The 18,608-nt window shown below is 64.9% G+C and carries 7 protein-coding genes and 1 pseudogene; 5 read left to right on the top strand and 3 right to left on the bottom strand.

The features are described from left to right. Window positions 1-29: 29 nt before the first annotated feature. Window positions 30-12,939 (bottom strand): annotated as a pseudogene (locus KW568_RS08750) (non-ribosomal peptide synthetase). 309 nt (window positions 12,940-13,248) lie between these two features. On the opposite strand from KW568_RS08750, the gene KW568_RS08745 reads away from it, so the two are divergent. After that, window positions 13,249-13,779 carry an RNA polymerase factor sigma-70 gene (locus tag KW568_RS08745; protein ID WP_003254275.1) on the top strand — a complete coding sequence of 177 codons (531 nt, stop codon included), beginning with the start codon at window positions 13,249-13,251 and terminating at the stop codon, window positions 13,777-13,779. A gap of 40 nt (window positions 13,780-13,819) precedes the next feature. Here the strand turns inward: KW568_RS08745 and KW568_RS08740 are convergent, their stop codons facing one another. Next, a complete protein-coding gene (locus KW568_RS08740) occupies window positions 13,820-14,620 on the bottom strand; it encodes an ABC transporter substrate-binding protein (protein ID WP_004576412.1) in 801 nt (266 codons plus the stop codon). A gap of 171 nt (window positions 14,621-14,791) precedes the next feature. Here KW568_RS08740 and KW568_RS08735 point away from each other — a divergent pair, with 171 nt between their 5' ends. Both KW568_RS08735 and KW568_RS08730 read left to right on the top strand, forming a co-directional pair. Next, complete coding sequence (locus KW568_RS08735) at window positions 14,792-15,343, top strand: exonuclease domain-containing protein (RefSeq protein ID WP_103517989.1); 552 nt, start codon at window positions 14,792-14,794, stop codon at window positions 15,341-15,343. Window positions 15,344-15,417: 74 nt separating this feature from the next. Further along, complete coding sequence (locus KW568_RS08730) at window positions 15,418-15,702, top strand: pyrimidine/purine nucleoside phosphorylase (RefSeq protein WP_003254278.1); 285 nt, start codon at window positions 15,418-15,420, stop codon at window positions 15,700-15,702. Window positions 15,703-15,816: 114 nt separating this feature from the next. Here the strand turns inward: KW568_RS08730 and KW568_RS08725 are convergent, their stop codons facing one another. After that, window positions 15,817-16,509 (bottom strand): alpha/beta family hydrolase, encoded by a 693-nt coding sequence (locus KW568_RS08725; RefSeq protein WP_003254279.1) that lies wholly within the window; start codon window positions 16,507-16,509, stop codon window positions 15,817-15,819. 50 nt (window positions 16,510-16,559) lie between these two features. Here KW568_RS08725 and ccoN point away from each other — a divergent pair, with 50 nt between their 5' ends. Then, window positions 16,560-17,984 carry a cytochrome-c oxidase, cbb3-type subunit I gene (gene ccoN / locus KW568_RS08720; RefSeq protein WP_003254280.1) on the top strand — a complete coding sequence of 475 codons (1,425 nt, stop codon included), beginning with the start codon at window positions 16,560-16,562 and terminating at the stop codon, window positions 17,982-17,984. Between the two features lie 13 nt (window positions 17,985-17,997). After that, the gene (gene ccoO, locus KW568_RS08715; RefSeq protein ID WP_003254281.1) at window positions 17,998-18,606 is read left to right on the top strand and encodes a cytochrome-c oxidase, cbb3-type subunit II; all 609 of its coding nucleotides are present in this window, start codon (window positions 17,998-18,000) and stop codon (window positions 18,604-18,606) included. Window positions 18,607-18,608 lie beyond the last annotated feature (2 nt).

The following is an 18,608-nucleotide window of genomic DNA, read 5'->3' as shown; positions in this document are numbered from 1 at the left end:
GTGAAAGGGGCGCCAAGCGCCCCTGCCCATCACAGCCCCTCCAGTTCCGCCATCAGGTCACTGAGCCGGTCGACCTTGTCATCATCCAGCGCACTGCCCTGCAGCCCCTGTACATACTCGGCCAACGCCTCCACCGTGCTGCACTCGAACATCGCCCGCAGCGGCACGTTCAGCTGTAGCTGCTTCTGCACCCGCGAAGCGATTTGCGTGGCCAGCAATGAATGGCCGCCCAACTCGAAGAAGTTGTCGTGTACACCAACCCGCTCTGCCTTGAGCACATCGGCCCAGATACCCGCCAACAGGTCCTCCAGTTCGTTGCGTGGCGCCAGATAGGCCTGGCTGTGCTGGGCGCCGATGTCGATGGATGGCAGGGCCTTGCGGTCAAGCTTGCCGTTGGCATTGTGCGGCAAGCTGTCGAACCAGCCCCAGTGCAACGGCACCATGTACTCCGGCAACTCGGCACGCAGCCGTTGCTTGACCTGCTCCAGCATTGCGGCATCGGCACTGACGCCCTGGTGCGCCACCAGGTAGCCAACCAGATGCTTGCCGTTCACGCCCTCCTGCACGCCCACGGCGGCATCGCGAATTTCCGCCTGCTCATGCAGCCGGGCCTCGATCTCGCCCAGTTCGATGCGATAGCCGCGAATCTTCACCTGGTGGTCGATGCGCCCGACATATTCCAGCACGCCGTCCGGGCGTTGCCGCGCCAGGTCGCCCGTGCGGTACAGACGTTCGCCCGGCGCCCCATAAGGGTGAGGGATGAACGCGAGCGCCGTGCGCACTGGGTCACCGACATAGCCACGACCCACGCCCGTGCCGGCCACGCACAACTCACCCACTGCCCCCAGCGGCACCAGCTTCTGGTCCTCGCCGAACAGGTACAGCCGGTTGTTATCGGTGGGCGTACCAATTGGCAGGTAGCTGCCTTGGGTCGAGGCGGCATCGACGCGGAAGAACGCCACGTCATCCGAGCACTCAGCCGGCCCATAGGCATTGACCAGACCGATCTGCGGGTAGCGCTGCAGCCACTGCGCCGCCAGCTCCGGTGGCATGGCCTCGCCGGTCGGCAGCATCCAGCGCAGGCCGTCGAGGGCCTGGTGGTCGCTGGCCAGCATGCCCTGAATCAGGGACGGCACGCTCTCCAGCACGGTAATGCCGGTGGCCTGCACGTGCGCCAGCAGGCCATGCGGGTCGTGGGCGATGGCGTTAGGCACGATCTCTACCTGAGCGCCGAACAGCGGCGCAGCCAGGAACTGCCAGACCGAGATGTCGAAGCTTTGCGAGGCGGTCTGGGCAATCACGTCCTGCTCGCTCAGCGCCAGGTACGGCACCTTGCTGAGCTGGTTGTTGAGCATGCCGCGCTGCTCGACCATCACCCCTTTCGGCAGCCCGGTCGAGCCTGAGGTGTAGATCACATAGGCGAGGTTGTCCGGGCCACTGTGGATACCGGGATTGTGGCTTGCGATCGGGTTGGCCTGGACGTCTTCCCAGACCAGCAGTTGCGGCCGCAGCGCAGCCTCCAGCTCACCGAGCAACTGCCGCCCCTGCTCGGCGCAGGCTGCGCTGCACACCAGCACCGGCGTGCGGCTGAGCTGGATGATGCTTCGCAGGCGGGCTGCCGGCAAGCCCGGGTCCAACGGCAGGTAACCAGCGCCGGCCTTGAAGCTGCCGACAATCATGCCCAGCAGCGGCAACCCACGCTCGGCAAGCAGTGCCACTGGCTGGTCCACGCAGACGCCGGCAGCCACCAGCGCATGGCCCAGGCGGTTGGCCGCCAGGTTCAGCCCGGCGTAATCATAGGATGCCTCCAGGCAGCGGGCCACGGTACGCTGTGGATGCGCCACGACCTGCGCTTCGAACTGCGCGATGTAGCTTTGTTCCAGCGGATAAACCCGCTCGGTCCGGTTGCAGTCCTCCAGCAGGAAGCCTTGCTCCTGGGCGCTCAGCAGCGGTAGCTCGCTCACCTCCCCTTCAAAACCTTGTACCAGCGCCAGCAGCAGGCGCTTGAATTCGGCCAGCAGGCGCTCGACGGTCGGGTAATCGAAGTAACGCTGGTCAAACGACAGGTGCAGGCCCAGGTCATCACCCGGGTAACACACCGCCGTCAGCGGGAAGTTGGTGTGGGTACGGCCCGAGTCGGAGCTGGCGTTCAGGTGCTGGGCGTGATCGAGCACGGCGGTTTCAACCGGCGCATTCTCGAACACGAACAGGCTGTCGAACAGCGGCTGGCCCTTGGGCAGCTCGCTGCACGCCTGGATCGCCACCAGCGGCAGGTATTCGTACTCGCGCAGCTCCATGTTGCTTTGCAGCAGGCCTTGCAGCCACTGGCGCACACTGCAGCGCTCACCCGCCGCGGGCAACTGCACGCGCAGGGCCACGCTGTTGATGAACAGGCCGACGGTGCGCTGCATCTGCGGCATGCTCACCGGGCGCCCGGCCACGGTTACGCCAAAGGCCACGTCGCGGTCGCCGCTGTAGCGCGACAGCACCAGGGCCCAGGCCGCCTGAGCGAAAGTGTTGACGGTGAGCTGATGGGCCTGGGCCAGTTCGCGCAGACGCACGCCATCATTCACCTCAAGGCGGGTATAACAATCGCCGACGACCATGCCGCTACCGGCGTGGTCATGGCGCAGCGGGCGGTCGCTCGGGATGGCTGTGGCACGTTCGAAGCCGGCCAGGTTGGCCTGCCACCAGGCACGTGCGTCGTCCAGGCCCTGGCGTTGCAGCCAACCGATGTAATCGCGGTAACGCGGCGGCACCGGCAGTTGGGCCTGACGGCCTTCGCCAAGGGCCTGGTAGACCTCGAAGAAATCGTTCATCAACAGCGAGCGGCACCAGGCATCGATAAGGATGTGGTGGTTGCTCATCATGAACCAGTAGCGTTCATCGGCCACGCGCACCAGGCGCAGGTGGAACGGTGCCTCGCTGAGCAAAGCAAAGCCGGCCTCGCGCTCCTGCTTGTGCAGGGCCTGCAGGCGCTGCTCCTGGGCATCGTCGGCCAGGCCGCGCCAGTCCTGGTAGTCCACCGCCAGGTTGCCCGGCTTGTGGATGATCTGCAGCATCGCCTCGCCGCTGTTCCAGCTGAACGAGGCGCGCAACGCTTCGTGGCGCGCCACCACCGCCTGCCAAGCCCGGGCGAAACGCTCAGGGTCCAAGGCACTGTTGATACGGTAGCGGTCCTGCATGTAGTACAGGCCAGTGCCCGGCTCCAGCAGGGTGTGCAGCAGCATGCCTTCCTGCATCGGCGTCAGCGGGTAAACGTCCTCGATCTGCGCGGCTGGGACCGGCAATGCGTCGATCTGCTCCTGAGTCAGGTGCGCCAGCGGGAAGTCCGATGGGGTGAAGCTGCCATTGCCATCGGCCAGGCAATGCGCGACCAGCGCCAGCAGCTCCTGACGATAGGCCTCAGCCAGACCCGCGATGGTCTGCTGGTCGTAGCGCTCGGCGCTGAAGGTCCAGCGCAATTGCAGAGCACCGCCATACACCTGGCCATCGACGCTCAACCAGTTGGGCAACGGCGCATCGAGGTCATGTGCCAACCCGGCCGGGGCCTCCAGGGGCTGGAACAAGGCCGCACTGTCGAACTGCTGGTCGAACTGGCCCAGGTAGTTGAAGGTGATGCGCGCCTGCGGCAAGGCCGCCATCTGCTCGCGCCCGGCGGCATCCGCCAGGTAGCGCAGTACACCGTAGCCCAGGCCCTTGTGCGGTACATGGCGCAGTTGTTCCTTGATGCGCTTGATCGAACCGGCCCGCGCCGCGTCGTCTTCACCTGGCAGCGGACGCAGGCTCAGTGGGTAGGCATTGGTGAACCAGCCGACGCTGCGGGTCAGGTCCATGTCTTCGAACAACCCGTCACGGCCATGGCCTTCGAGCTGCACCAGCACTTCTTCATCGCCGCTCCAGCGGCACAAGGCCCGCGCCAGTGCAGTCAACAGCAGGTCGTTGACCTGGGTGTGGTAAGCCGCCGGGGCCAGTTGCAACAGCTGCCGGGTTTGCTCCACGTCCAGGCCGATGGCCAGGGTTTGAGCGTGGCGATGCAAATTGCCGCCCTGCGGATGGTCGCACGGCAATTCGCGACGCACACCGCCCAGCTGGCCTTGCCACCAGGCCAGTTCGTCACGCAGCGAATCGCTGCCGGCGTAGCTGGCCACGGTACAGCGCCTGCAGGTCTTCCAGCAGCACCCGCCAGGACACGCCATCAACCACCAGGTGATGAATCGCCAGCAGCAACCGCTGAGAGCCCTGCCCGTCACGCACCAGCAAGGCGCGCAGCAGCGGCCCCTGTTGCAGGTCCAGGCTGCGCTGCACGTCATTGTAGAGTGCCTGACAATCATTGAAATCGGCGACAGTGGCGCTCCACAGCAGTTGCTCGGCGCCAGGCTGCACGTACTGAGCCTGCCAGCGGCCCTGGGCGTCGCTGAAGCGCAGGCGCAGGCTGTCATGGTGCTGCACCAGCGCAGCCAATGCCTGTTCAAGGGTGGCCTCAACCAAGGGTTGGCGTACCTCCAGCAGCACGGCCTGGTTCCAGTGTTGCGGCTGTGGCACGTCACTGTCGAAGAACCAGTGCTGGATCGGCGTCAACCCGGCCTGGCCCTGGCGCAGCCCCTGCTCGACGGTGCTCGCGGCTTCGCTGAGCTGAACCACAGTTGCCAGGGTCTGGATGGTCTGATGCTGGAACAGGTCGCGTGGGGTGAATTGCAAGCCGGCCTGCCGGGCGCGGCTGACCACCTGAATCGACAGGATCGAGTCGCCCCCCAGCTCGAAGAAGTTGTCCTGCACGCCGACCCGGGCAACGTTGAGCACATCGCGCCAGATCTGCGCCAACTGTGCTTCCACCTCATTGCCAGGAGCCTGGTATTGCTGCCGCGCCTGCTCAAGGTCCGGCAGCGGCAGCGCACGGCGGTCGAGCTTGCCGTTGCCCATCAGCGGCAGGCTATCGAGCAGCACCAGGTGCGCAGGCACCATGTAATCGGGCAGGTGCTGGCGGGCATCGGCTTTCACCGCTTCGCGCAGCAGTTGTTGCGCGTCGCTACCGGCGGTGGCCTGCCTGCACACCAGATAGCCCACCAGCTGCTTGCCGCCCGGCAAGTCCAGCGCCAGCACGACGGCCTCGTCGACTTCCTCGTGCGCTTGCAGGCGGCTCTCGATTTCGCCCAGTTCGATGCGGAAGCCGCGGATCTTCACCTGCTGATCAGCACGGCCGACATACTCCACCAGGCCATCGGTACCCAGGCGTACCAGGTCGCCGGTACGGTACAGGCGCCCGCCTTCGGCACTGAACGGGTCGGCGACAAAGCGCTCGGCAGTGAGGCCTGGCCGGTCGTGGTAACCCTGGGCCAGGCCGGCGCCGCCGACATACAGTTCGCCAATGCCGCCTTGCGGCAACAAGGCCAGATCCTCGTCGAGGATGTAGGCCGTACGGCTACCGATGACGCGGCCGATCGGTACGCTGCCAAGGTCTGCTGGCAAGGCCTCTGGGGCCAGGCACGCCAGCGGCATGACCACGGTTTCGGTCGGGCCGTAGGCATTGAAGCACTGCTGCGGCGCAAAGGCCTGGCGAATACGCTGCAGGTGCTCGCCGGTCAGCGCCTCGCCCCCGGTAATCACCAGGCGTACCGGCAATTGTTCGCCCCGCCCGCCCAGGTACTGCGCCAGCTGGCTGCCGTAGCTGGGGGTAAAGCCCAGAATGCTCACCTGCTGCTCGCGCACCAACTGGCAGATGTCCTCGGCGCCCCACTGCCCCTGGGCGCGCAATACCACGCGCGCGCCACACAACAGCGGCACCCACAGGCGCTCGCTGGCAGCGTCGAAATTGATCGAATAGAAATGCAGCTCGCAGTCATCGCTGCGCATGCCGAATGCAGCGATCACCGCCTGGCAGTGCATGGCGAACTCGCCATGGCTGACCACCACGCCCTTGGGTTTGCCGGTGGAGCCTGAGGTGTAGATCAGGTAAGCCTGGTGCTGCGGCAGGCTGAGGTTGTCCAGCGGCGCATCGCTGTAGGCCGCCAGGCTGGCGGCATCGTCTTCCAGGCTCCAGCAGGCCACGCCTTCAGGCAACTCGCCCAGGGTGTGCAGCAGCGCACGCTGGCTGAGCAGCAAGCCGATGCGGCTGTCTTCGATCATGTAGCGCAGGCGGTCGAGCGGGTACTCGGGGTCAAGTGGTACATAGGCGCCGCCGGCCTTGAGGATGGCCAGCAGGCCGACGACCATTTCCAGCGAGCGCTCCAGCGCCAGGCCCACCCGCACCTGCGGGCCGACACCCCGTTCGCGCAGGGCACGCGCCAGGCGGTTGGCCTGCTGGTCGAGCTCGGCGTAGGTCAAGTGCTGGCCGGCGAAGGTCAACGCGCCAGCCTGTGGCGTGCGCGCGGCCTGGGCGGCGAACAGACCGTGGAGGGTCTGGCCAAGGTCGAAATCGTGTTCGCCCTGCAATTGGCCTGTAAGCACTTGTTGCTCGGCACTGCTCAGCATTGGCAGTTCGCACAGGCGGTGTTGCGGGTTGTCGAGCAAACCGACCAGCAGTTGTTGCCAGTGCTCGGCCATGCGCGCGATACGCGGCGCGTCGAACAGGTCGCGGCTGTAGGTCAGGCAGCAGCCCAGCCGGCCGTCCAGGTCGGTCACCTCCAGGTACAGGTCGAACTTGGTGGCGCTGGCATCGTTGACCAGGTAGTCCACCTGCATGCCGGCCAGCGTGCGGCTTTGCTGGAAGGCCCAGCGCTGCACGTTGCACATCACCTGGAACAACGGGTTGTAGGCACTGCTGCGCGGTGGCTGCAGGGCCTCTACCAGTTGGTCGAACGGCAGGTCCTGGTGCGACTGGCCTTCGATGGCAGCCTGGCGAATCTGCTCCAGCAGCGCGCTGGCGGTCATCTGGCCGTCCAGCTCGCAGCGCAGCACCTGGGTGTTGAGGAAAGCACCGATCAGGCCTTCGCTCTCCGGGCGGATGCGGTTGGCCACCGGCGCGCCGATACGCAGGTCGCGCTGGCCACTGTAACGGTGCAGCAAGGCGGCCAGGGTGGCGGTCATGGTCATGAACAGGGTCAGGCCGCGCTGGCTGTTGAAAGCATGCACGCGGGCCACCAGTGCCGGATCGAGTTCGAAGCGGTACAGCGCGCCACGGTGGCTCTGGACTGCCGGACGCGGGCGGTCGGCAGGCAACGCCAGCACCGGGTGCTCGTCGCCCAGGCGGTGCTTCCAGTAGGCCCGTTGACGAGCGCCCTCGCCGCTTTCCAGCCATTGCCGTTGCCACACGCTGTAGTCCAGGTACTGCACCGGCAGCGGCGCCAGTGGCGACTCGCGGTCATCGACAAAGGCTTCGTACAGCTCGCCCAGCTCGCGGGCGAAGATGTCCATGGCCCAGCCTTCGGTGACGATGTGGTGCAGCGTCAGCACGAAGAAGTGCTCGCGCTCGTTGGCCTTGACCAGGCAGGCGCGCAGCAGCGGACCCCGCTCCAGGTCGAAGGGCTGGTGCGCCTGGTCGTCGGCCAGTTGTTGCAAACGTTGCTGGCGGGCATCGTCTGACAAAGCGCTGAAGTCTTGCCAGTCCAGATGCAGGCCGCTGTCTTCGGCCACGCACTGGTACGGCACGCCGTCGATGCTGGGGAACGTGGTGCGCAAGGTTTCGTGGCGCACGACCAGCGCCTGCAGCGCACGCTCGAAGGCGTCCACGTGCAGGGTGCCGCGCAGGCGTGCCATGCCGCCGACGTTGTACGCCGGGCTGTCCGGCTCCATCTGCCAGAGGAACCACATTCGCTGCTGCGAGTACGACAGCGGCACCGCCTGACGGCGGTCGACACGGGTGATTGCACCCTGCAGATTGCGCTCGCCGGCCGCGCGCAGGCGGGCGATTTCGGCACAGAAGGCGCCCAGCTCGCTGGCTTCGAACAGGGCCTTGAGCGGCAGCTCGACATCGCAGGCCTGGCGGGTGCGCGAAACGATCTGGGTAGCCAGCAGCGAGTGGCCACCGAGGGCGAAGAAGTCGTCCTGCAGGCCAATGCGCGGCAGATTCAATACGTCGCGCCAGATGGCCGCGACCTGTTGTTGCAGCTCGGTTCGTGGCTCGACATGCTCACGCTGCTGCCACACTGGAGCAGGCAGTGCCTTGCGGTCGACCTTGCCGCTGGGGCCCAGTGGCATCTGTGCCAAAGGGATGAGTTGCGCCGGCACCATGTAGGCTGGCAATTGCTCAGCCAGCACGGCCAGCACCTCGGCAGGCTGAGCGCTGCCACTGTAATAGCCGACCAGTTGCGCGCCAACGGCGTCCTTGTGTATCAGCACCAGCGCCTGTTCCACACCCGCCTGTGCCAGCAGGCAGGCCTGCACTTCCTCGGGCTCGACGCGGAAACCACGCACCTTTACCTGCTGGTCGAGGCGGCCAAGGTATTCCAGTGCCTCCAGCTGAACCTGCCAGCGGGCGCGATCGCCACTGCGGTACAGACGCTGACCGTTGCCGTCGGCCTGGGGTACGAAGCGCTCGGCAGTGAGGCCGGGGCGGCCCAAGTAACCACGGGCCAGGCCCGCGCCACCGAGGTACAGCTCGCCCGGCACACCGGGGGCGCTCAGTTCCAGCTCATCGTCCAGCACGCGGCACAGCACATTGCCCAGCGGGCGGCCGATGGGCGAGCGCTCGCCGTCCGCCACCTGGCAGTGCCAGTGGGTGACGTTGATGGCGGTTTCGGTCGGGCCGTACCGGTTGTGCAGCTGCACCTGCGGCAGCACCTGCAGCAAGCGGTCACGCAGCGCGGCGGACAACGCTTCGCCACCCGAGAACACCCGGCGCAAGCTACTGCAGGCACCTGCCTGCGGCTCCTGGACGAACACCTGCAACAGCGGCGGTACAAAGTGCAGCGTAGTCACCCCATAAGCCTGCACCAGGGCAGCGATACGCTGTGGGTCGCGGTGTTCACCAGGGCCGGCGAGCACCAGCTTGCAGCCGGTGACCAACGGCCAGAAGCATTCCCACACCGAGACGTCGAAACTGATCGGCGCCTTCTGCATCAGCACGTCGCTGTCATTTAGCGCATAGGTCGTCTGCATCCACTGCAGGCGCTCGGCCAGCGCCGCATGGGTATTGCCTACGCCCTTGGGCTGCCCGGTGGAGCCGGAGGTATAGATAACGTAGGCCAGGTTGTCGCCGTGCAGGTGCAGGCCGGGGGCATGGCTGGGCCAGCTGTCCAGGTGCAACTGGTCGAGGGCAATGGCGCTGACACCGTCGCCCTGCGGCAGCTTGCCCAGCAGGCTGCTGTGGCTCAATAGCAAACGGGCGTCGCAGTCGGCCAGCATGTAGGCCAGGCGTTCGGCAAGGTAATCGACATCCAGCGGCACGTAGGCACCGCCAGCCTTGAGAATGGCTAGCAGGCCGACCAGCAATTGCGGTGAGCGCTCGATGGCAATGGCCACACAGGTATCGGGGCCGACGCCTTTGTCGCGCAAGTAGTGGGCCAGGCGGTTGGCTTGCTGGTGCAGCCCGGCGTAATCCAGGCTGCCCCCGTCCCAAACCAGGGCGGTGCGCTGCGGCGTCAGGCGTGCCTGCTCATTGAGTTGTTCGACCAACAGGTGCTGCGCTGCGGCGGCCGGTGCCTGGCCCCAACCCAGCAGTTGCGCACGGCCGGGCTCATCCAGCAGTTGCACGTCGCCCAGCGCCTGCTGCGGCGCGGCACACACCTGTTCCAGCAACGCCAGCAGGTGATGGGCCAGACGTTCGACGGTGCTGGCTTCGAACAGCTCCGCGGCGTAGTCGAAGGCCAGGCTCAGGCGGCCCAGATGGTCCTCCTCACTGTGCAACTGCAAGTCGAACTTGGCTTCGCGGCTGTGCCACGCCAGCTCTTCGGCCAACAGCCCTGGCAGGCGCCGCAGGGCTGACAGGTCGCGTTGCTGGTGGTTGAACATGACCTGGAACAGGCCCTGCTCGCGCGCATCGGGCAGGGCTTCGACAAGCTGTTCGAAGGGCAGGTCCTGATTAGCCTGGGCTTGCAAGGTGGCCTGACGTACCTGGGTCAGCAACTGGGTAAACGAGTGACGGCCATCGAATTGCGCGCGCAGCACCTGCGTATTGATGAAGAAACCGACCATGCCTTGGGCTTCCAGGCGCGGGCGGTTGGCGTTGGGCACGCCGACGCGGATATCGGCCTGGCCGCTGTAGCGCTGCAGCAGCGCCTGCCAACCTGCCAGCAGGACCATGAACAGGCTGGCCTGCTGCTGGTGGGCAAGGCCCTTGAGCGCTTCGCCAAGCCTGGCTGGCACCTTGAGGCTGAAGCGCGCGGCGCTGTGTTCGCGCTGGCTGGCGCGCGGCTGGTCAGTGCACAGGTCGAGCGCCGGCAGCTCACCACCAAGGTGTGCCTTCCAGTACTGCAGCTGGCGTTCGGCTTCACCGTCAGCCAGCCATTGCCGCTGCCAGCTGCCGTAGTCGGCGTAACCCAGGGGCAGCGGCGCCAGGTTGGCCTCCAGGCCTTGGCAGCGAGCGGCATACAGCTTGGCGAATTCTTCGAGCAGGATGTTCAGCGACCAGCCGTCAGCAACGATGTGGTGCAGGGTCACCCACAGCTGATGCTCTTCGTCGCCCAGGCGCACCAGGGTTACCCGCAGCAGCGGCCCCTGGGTGAGGTCGAACGGCTGGCGGGCCTCGGTTTCACGCTGCGCGGCAACCTGCTCGGGCGAGTGCCCTTCAAGGTCCAGGCGGTGCAGGCTGAATGGCTGCTGCGGCAGGATACGCTGCAGCGCCTGGCCATTCTCTTCGCTGAACACGGTACGCAGCGATTCATGGCGCGCCACCAGTGCCTCGAAGGCCACGTGCAGAGCGTTGATATCCAGCTCGCCACGCAGGTGCAAGCCGGCAGGAATGTTGTAGGCCGCTGATTGCGGTTCCAGCTGCCACAGCAGCCACAAGCGGTTTTGCGCCAGCGACTGGGGCAATGCCTGGGCGCGCGCCAGCGTGGTGATGGCTGCGGTGGCTGCGGTGGCTGCGGCGCCATCGGCGATGATCTGTGCCACAGCCTTGCTGTAGTCGGCCAGTACCGGCGCCTCGAACAGGGTACGCAGGCTCAGGTCGATACCCAACTCATCGGCCAGGCGCGCTGTGGCCTGGGTGGCGGCGATGGAGTTACCGCCCAGCAGCAGGAAGTGGTCGTGCGCGGCCACCGCCTCTACCTTGAGGATGTCGCGCCACACAGCGGCGATGCGTGCTTGCAGCTCATCGCCAGCGGTTGCACGGGTACCGGCTTCGCTCACCTCAGGGAAACGGGCATAGCAGTCCAGGCTGCCATCGTCCATGCGCAGGCGGCAGGCAGAGCGCTGCAACTTGCCGCTGGAGGTCTTCGGCAGCGCGCCGGGGTTCAACAGCAGGACCACGGCCGGGGCCTGTCGGCAGGCGTCGGCAATAACCTGGCGCAGGGTCTTGATCAGGTCCTGGGGCTTGAGTGCCTTTTGCACGTTGCGGCTGATCTCCACCGCGACACCGATGCCCTCCTCGCCTTGGTGCTCGACGGCGAACACTGCCACACGGCCTTTGCGCAGCACCTGGACTTCACGCTCGAGGGCTTTTTCCAAGTCCTGCGGGTACAGGTTCTGTCCGCGCACGATCAGCATGTCTTTCAGGCGCCCGGTAACGAACACCTCGCCCTCACGCATGAAACCCAGGTCGCCGGTACGCAGCCAGGTCTGGCCGTCCATTTCGACAAAGGTTCGAGCGCTGGCTTCTGGGTTGCGCCAGTAGCCCCGGGCGATGCTCGGGCCGCCTGCCCAGATTTCCCCCACCTGGTTGTCGCCCAGCACTTGCAGCTGTTGCGGCTCGACGATGCGTACCGCGTGCCCCGGCTGCGGGAAGCCGCAACTCATCAGCACGCTGCCAGTGCCGGGTTCGGCGCGGTTGGCGGCGAAGGCTTTGGCATCCAGCTCAAGCGCGGCGATACCCTGGCCACGACGGCTGCCGCTAACGAACAGGGTGGCTTCGGCCAGGCCATAACTGGCAAAGAAGCTCTGCGGGTCGAAGCCGCAGGCCTGGAACTTGTCGGCAAAGGTGGCCAGGCTGTCCTGGCGGATCGGCTCGGAGCCGGAATAGGCGACGCGCCAGCGGCTCAGGTCGAGCCCGGCCAGCGAAGCCTCGCTGACCCGCTCGCTGCACAGGCGATAAGCGAAGTCGGGGCCACCGCTGATGGTGCCACCGTATTCGCTGATGGCCTGCAACCAGCGCAACGGCCGGGCCAGGAAGTACCCCGGCGACATCAGCACGCAAGGCACGCCACTGAAGATTGGCTGCAGCAGGCCGCCGATCAGGCCCATGTCATGGTACAGCGGTAGCCAGCTGACGATCACGTCGTCGGGGTTGAGGTCGATGCCAAAGCCTTGGCGGATCAGTTGCTCGTTGGCCACCAGGTTGCCATGGCTGACCTGCACGCCCTTGGGCAGCGCGGTGGAACCGGAGGTGTACTGCAGGAAGGCGATGTCATCGCGTTGGAGCTCGGGCGCGTGCCAGCTCGAGGCCAGCAACGGGTCCAGGCCATCCACGGCAAGCAGCTCGGGCGCGTTATCTGCCGCCAGTGCCTCCAGGCCGTTCAGGTTGTCGTGCAGTGCCGCCACGGTCAGCAGCAGGCGCGGCTCGGCATCGGCGATGATCGACAGCAAACGCTCCTGGTGATGCTGCCGCGCGGACTCCGGCGGGTAAGCCGGCACTGCGATCACGCCCGCATACAGGCAGCCAAAAAACGCCGCCACGTAGTCTGGCCCGCTAGGGAACAGCAACACGGCACGGTCACCGAAGCTGGCGCGCGCCTGCAAGGCAGCGGCGATGGTGCGTGCACGCTGGTCGAGGTCCCGGTAGCTGAGCACGGCCTGCTCGCCGGGGGTGTCGGCGAGAAAGCGCAGGGCAATCCTGTCCGGGGTCTGCGCGGCGCGTTGCGCCAGGGCCTGGACCAGCGAGAGCGGGAGTTCGAAGGCGTCCGTCATGGGGTGTTCCTGCCAGTGTCTGTTAGGGCGTGCCGGCTACGCCGCGAACATGGGCGGGCAGCGAGCGGCGACCGGGGATGTACACAGGGGAACGGATGGACGGGGGCAGAAATTAGCGGGGGTGAGGGTTTTGCGCTGCGTCAAGGTTGGGGGCATACCTTGAGGTATGCCTCCCTTAGAACAGAAACACCCAATAATAATTTAGTTTCGCATTTGACAATCATTATCATTCTGAATAGCTTGTCGCACGTCGTAGGAAGCGACCCACCCCTGGGCGCCTCCTTTCCCCTCTGTGACAAGGTGATTTCCATGGCGGAACAACTATCCACAAGTAAGTGCGATTCACCATTACTGCAGGCCTTCGTCGACAACCGCAGCATCCTGGTCAAGATTGCTGCCCGCATCACTGGCTGCCGCTCCCGCGCCGAGGATGTGGTGCAAGACGCCTTCTTCCGGCTCGGCGCTGCCCCGCAGATCACTTCGTCGTTCAAGGCGCAGCTAAGCTACCTGTTCCAGATCGTGCGCAACCTTGCGATCGACCACTACCGCAAGCAGACGATGGAGCTGAAGTACTCCGGCAGCGAGGAGGAAGGCCTGAATGTGGTTATCCAGAACGCCTCGCCCGAAGCCACCCATATCAACCTTGCCGCGCTGGACGACATTGCCGAAGCGCTGAACGAGCTGCCGCAACGTACCCGCTATGCGTTCGAGATGTACCGCCTGCATGGGGTACCGCAAAAGGACATTGCCAAGGAACTGGGGGTGTCGCCGACTTTGGTCAACTTCATGATCCGCGATGCACTGGTGCATTGCCGCAAGACCGCCAACCGGCAGGTCTGAGTCATTCTTCGAGAACATTGGCGAGGCCGTCGGGCGGGAATCAAGGCCTGCGCGTGCTGACTGTGATGCGGTAGGGCTCGAAAATCCGCGCCAGTTCACCGCTGTCACGCAGGCCACGCAGCAGCGCAGCGAACGTCTGCTCGCCGATAGGCGCCCCCGGGCGCAGCAAGGCGTAGTGGTGATAGACCTGGTCAATGCGTTGCGAAGGCACCAGCTGCGCCCTGCTCGCCGGGTTGCGTGCCAGGAAATCGCTGAGGTAGGAACGCGTGACCAGGGCGATATCGGCGCGGCCGGCCTGCACTATCAGCAGGTTGCTGTCGTGGGAATAGGTCAGGGTCGCGTTGTATGTCTTGCGCAGGTAATCCGGGTCAGCGTTGAAGCTGGCGAACGCGTAGTGGTAGCCGTTGAACAAGGCCAGGCGTTTGCCACGCAGGTCGTCGAAGTAACGCGGATCACTGCCGTTTTCCTTGCGGGCGACGAACACTTCGGCATCTTCCAGGCCCATGTCCACGGTCTGATGGGCAATCTGCTCCCAGCCCCATTGTGGGTTCTCGAAAATGGCCATGTCGGTGCGGCCCTGCTGGAAGTCACCGAAGCGCCGCTGGATAGACGTAGGTACCAGAACGAAGTGATAGTGCTGCTGCGCCCGGTTGAGTGCATCGACCAACTGCGGCAGCAAACCGGTATCGGCACCTTGCTCGGGGCGCACTGTGTAAGGCGGGAAATGGGCTGCGCCAATCTTCACTTCAACCGCTTCGCCAGCCCATACCGGTGCCGCCAACCAGAACACGGCCAGCAGCATCAGGGTGGACAAGGCCTTGAGGCCGGGCGCTGGAGTCAAGACGGACACTCATCACGGTTTATGCCTGTATGCGCTTAAGCTAGGCGTTTTCCAGGGGCGGCACAACTACTGGCGTCTGCTCTTTGTGCCAAAGCAGGCGGCAAAATGCCATAGGATGCCGTATGCCCGTACATTGGCTACGCTCTAGCAGGATCTGCATGGGAGCCTGGTATGGGCCATTGGTTGGTGATCGACCTGGAAGCCACCACCGACGATGGTGGGTGGCCGGTCACAGAGATGGAAATCATTGAAATCGGCGCAAGCCTGGTGACCCGCGAAGGCCGCGAGGTCGACCATTTCCAGCGTTTTGTAAAGCCACGGCGGCGGCCGCAGCTGACCCCGTTCTGCCGTGAGCTGACCCACATCAGCCAGGCCGACGTGGACAACGCCGCGCCGTTTCGCGAGGTGTGGGCAAGCTTCGAGCGCTGGCTGGGGCACCACCGCGGGCAGCTTCAGGCCTGGGTCAGCTGGGGCGACTACGACCGCCAGCAATTGCACCAGGAGTGGCAGCAGCACGGCCTCGACAGCCTGCTGCGCACATTGCCGCACATCAATCTCAAGCAACGCTTTGCCAAGGCCCGCCACCTGCAGCGCCCCACCGGCCTGAACGGCGCCCTGCAACTGGCCGGCATGCACTTTTGCGGGCAACAGCACAGGGCCCTGGAAGATGCGCGCAACACGGCGCGGCTATTACCGCTGACCCTGCCCGCCAACGGCCCCTGAAAGCAGATGACGACGCCTGTGGCCTTGGGCATACTGGCCAGCCCTTTTTCAGCACCTCTTTTCAGGAGTCGCCCATGTTCCAGGTCAACGAGTACTTCAACGGCACCGTCAAGTCGATCGCATTCTCGGGCGAAGAAGGCCCGGCCACTGTCGGCGTCATGGCTCCGGGCGAGTACGAATTCGGCACTGCCAAGCGTGAGATCATGCATGTGGTATCGGGCGCGCTGACCGTGAAACTGCCAGGTAGCGACAACTGGGAAACCTTCAACGCCGGTGACAAGTTCAACGTGCCGGCTGATAGCAAGTTCCAGCTGCAGGTGAAGGTGGATACCGCTTACCTGTGCGAATACCGCGACTAAGCGCCGGCCTGTTCCGGCCTCTTCGCGGGTAAACCCGCTCCTACAGGGTGCTGAGCCGACCTTCGATGGTGTGCGGTCCTTGTAGGTGCGGGTTTACCCGCGAAGAATCCAGCACTAATCCTTCAGGAAATCAGCAACACGTTCAGCCGCCGCCTGCAAATGCTGCTCATGGCTGAACCCCGAAGCCTTCAACGGCTTCAGGTCATGGTCCCCCGCCACTAGCCAGCTCACCTCGATCGCCGGCGACAACGCATACCCCGCCACCGCCTCGCGGTTACCCAGCGCATCCCGCTCGCCCTGCACGATCAACGTCGGTGTTTTCAACTCGGCCAGGTGCTCTACCCGTGGCTTCTCGGGTTTACCCACCGCGTAGAACGGATAGCCCAGGCACACCAGCGCATCCGCGCCCAATTCGTCGGCCAGCAGGCTCGCCATGCGCCCGCCCATGGACTTGCCACCCACGGCCAGCTTGCCCGCGACCAAAGGTCGCACTTGCCGGTACACCTCGCGCCAGCATTCAAGCAACACCTTCTGCGGGTTCGGCGGCCGCTTGCCACCGGTAACCCTGCGCTCGGCCATGTACGGGAACTCGAAGCGCACTACCGCTACCCCAAGCGCCGCAAGCCTTTGCGCCATTTCGTCCATGAACCCGCTGTCCATCGGCGCGCCCGCGCCATGGGCCAGAATCAGGCACCCCTTGTAGCCCTCTTTACCTTCAAACCGCGGAGGATCGCAGCGCAAGCCTGGGACATTTGCGACCTTCGCCCATTGATCCCCGTCAATACCGGCACTTTGCCCATTAATCATGCTTGCCTCGCTGTAAAGCCTGCCAAATAACCGTGGATGGGAACCCATACATGAACACAACCAGCAGTACCGCCTATAACTACAAGGTGGTCCGCCAATTCGCCATCATGACGGTGGTGTGGGGAATCGTCGGGATGGGGCTCGGCGTCTTCATCGCCGCCCAGCTCGCCTGGCCGTCCCTCAACTTCGACCTCCCCTGGACCAGTTTCGGCCGCCTGCGCCCCCTGCATACCAATGCGGTGATCTTCGCGTTCGGCGGCTGCGCACTGTTCGCCACCTCCTATTATTCGGTGCAACGCACCTGCCAGACCACCCTGTTCGCACCGGGCCTGGCCGCGTTTACGTTCTGGGGCTGGCAACTGGTTATCCTGCTGGCGGCCATCAGCCTGCCGCTGGGCTACACCAGCTCCAAGGAATACGCCGAACTGGAATGGCCGATCGACATTCTGATCACCATCGTCTGGGTGGGCTACGCCATCGTGTTCTTTGGCACGCTGATGAAGCGCAACACCAAACACATCTACGTCGGCAACTGGTTCTTCGGCGCCTTCATCCTGACCGTGGCGCTGCTGCACATCGTCAACAACCTGGAGCTGCCGGTCAGCCTGACCAAATCCTATTCGGTCTACGCAGGCGCCACCGATGCCATGGTGCAGTGGTGGTACGGCCATAACGCGGTGGGCTTCTTCCTGACCGCAGGCTTCCTGGGGATGATGTACTACTACGTGCCCAAGCAGGCCGAACGGCCGGTGTATTCGTATCGCTTGTCGATCGTGCACTTCTGGGCGCTGATCACCCTGTACATCTGGGCCGGCCCGCACCACCTGCACTACACCGCCCTGCCCGATTGGGCGCAGTCGCTGGGCATGGTGATGTCGCTGATCCTGCTGGCGCCAAGCTGGGGCGGCATGATCAACGGCATGATGACCCTGTCGGGCGCCTGGCACAAACTGCGCAGCGACCCGATCCTGCGCTTCCTGGTGGTGTCGCTGGCGTTCTACGGCATGTCCACCTTCGAAGGGCCAATGATGGCCATCAAGACGGTCAACGCCCTGTCCCACTACACCGACTGGACCATCGGCCACGTCCACGCCGGCGCCCTCGGCTGGGTAGCGATGATCTCGATCGGCGCGCTGTACCACACCATCCCCAAAGTGTTCGGCAAAGAACGCATGTACAGCCTCGGCCTGATCAATGCGCACTTCTGGCTGGCCACCATTGGTACCGTACTGTACATCGCCTCGATGTGGGTCAACGGCATCGCCCAGGGCCTGATGTGGCGCGCGGTCAACAGCGACGGCACGCTCACCTACTCGTTCGTGGAAACCTTGGTGGCCAGCCACCCAGGCTTCGTCGTGCGCTTCGTCGGCGGCGCGATCTTCCTCAGCGGCATGTTCCTGATGGCCTGGAACACCTGGCGCACCGTGCGTTCGCCAGCGCTTGACGTCGCCCCTGCGAACGCCCAGTTGGCTTGAGGAGAAACGCCTGATGAAACATGAAGTCATCGAGAAAAACGTCGGCCTGATGGCCCTGCTGATGGTATTTGCCGTCAGCATCGGCGGCCTGACCCAGATCGTCCCGCTGTTCTTCCAGGACGTCACCAACAAACCGGTCGAAGGCATGAAGCCCTATACCGCGCTGCAACTGGAAGGCCGCGATGTCTACATCCGCGAAGGTTGCGTGGGCTGCCACTCGCAGATGATCCGCCCGTTCCGTGCCGAAACCGAGCGGTACGGCCACTACTCGGTGGCCGGTGAAAGCGTGTGGGACCACCCGTTCCTGTGGGGCTCCAAGCGCACCGGGCCGGACTTGGCCCGGGTCGGTGGCCGCTACTCGGACGACTGGCACCGTGCGCACCTGTACAACCCGCGCAACGTGGTACCGGAGTCGAAGATGCCGTCCTACCCGTGGCTGGTTGCCCAGCAGGTCGACAACAGCCACACCGACGTCAAGATGCGCACCCTGCGCACCCTGGGCGTGCCGTACACCGACGACGACATTGCCGGCGCCCGTGAAGCGGTCAAAGGCAAAACCGAGATGGACGCTCTGGTCGCCTACCTGCAGGTGCTCGGCACCGCGATCAAGAACAAGAGGTGAGT

Origin of the sequence: Pseudomonas sp. HD6515 (genome assembly GCF_024971855.1) — a bacterium.
GTDB classification, from domain to species: Bacteria; Pseudomonadota; Gammaproteobacteria; order Pseudomonadales; family Pseudomonadaceae; genus Aquipseudomonas; species Aquipseudomonas alloputida.
This window is presented reverse-complemented; position numbering and strand designations above follow the sequence as displayed.

Excerpts from the sequence above, each read along its gene's own strand:
- KW568_RS08745 (WP_003254275.1), top strand. The coding sequence starts at position 13,249 with ATGGCGGAACAACTATCCACAAGTAAGTGCGATTCACCATTACTGCAG.
- KW568_RS08735 (WP_103517989.1), top strand. The coding sequence starts at position 14,792 with ATGGGCCATTGGTTGGTGATCGACCTGGAAGCCACCACCGACGATGGT.
- KW568_RS08730 (WP_003254278.1), top strand. The coding sequence starts at position 15,418 with ATGTTCCAGGTCAACGAGTACTTCAACGGCACCGTCAAGTCGATCGCA.
- KW568_RS08725 (WP_003254279.1), bottom strand. The coding sequence starts at position 16,509 with ATGATTAATGGGCAAAGTGCCGGTATTGACGGGGATCAATGGGCGAAG.
- ccoN (WP_003254280.1), top strand. The coding sequence starts at position 16,560 with ATGAACACAACCAGCAGTACCGCCTATAACTACAAGGTGGTCCGCCAA.
- ccoO (WP_003254281.1), top strand. The coding sequence starts at position 17,998 with ATGAAACATGAAGTCATCGAGAAAAACGTCGGCCTGATGGCCCTGCTG.